We start from the raw sequence: 664 nt of genomic DNA on the forward strand, positions 1-664 counted from the left end.
GTTTCAGCCGGCCTTCAAAGCTGAATACTTGAAACAAATGAATATTTGAAAATACGCCGGCTATCGAATCAACTTCAGCCATTGTTAGAAAACAGCTTTCAAAAAAGAAGGATGTTCAATCCATACTTTTATCAGGAATTTGGCCAATCATGTTCACATACCAAATAATGATCCATTCGCTCTAGAAATGCCAATCCAATTTCAATTTGACTGTCCGCGGTTCGCCATAGAAATTGTTTTGACCTCGCGTACGGTTGTAGTTGTTTTCAAAATACGTCCTGTCAGCCAGGTTCGTTCCGATCAGGCTGATTCTGCCGTGTTTGTGAAAGTCATATTGAACAAAGCCATCTATAAGTCCGTAGCCTCCTTGGCGAATATTGTAAAGGCTACTTGTGCGACTTTGCGCGGATATTCCACCACCCAAGGTCAACTTAGTTTGAGGCAAGCGGTAGCTTGTACCGAGGCGGAACATATGTACCGGCGTGAAGTTACTGAAGTTATATGGGTCGGCAGTCGTGTTTTTCTCCAACCGCTCCGCATTGACTTCTGCAGCATTTTTATACTTACTTTTGTTATATGTGTAGCCAACAAAAATACGCCAGTTTTCCGACAATTCGCCAGCCAATTCAAGTTCTGCACCGCTGCTCTTAACCTTACCCACAGG

General features: G+C 43.2%; 1 protein-coding gene. It reads right to left on the bottom strand.

Annotation, left to right across the window (positions count from 1 at the left end; all coding sequences use genetic code 11):
• Window positions 1–181: 181 nt before the first annotated feature.
• Window positions 182–664, bottom strand: a 483-nt coding sequence (locus tag ACTHUM_RS17085) for a TonB-dependent receptor domain-containing protein (protein ID WP_440403565.1), incomplete at its 5' end; no start/stop codon positions are given.

The sequence above is a fragment of the Neisseria sp. P0021.S006 genome, assembly GCF_051956895.1.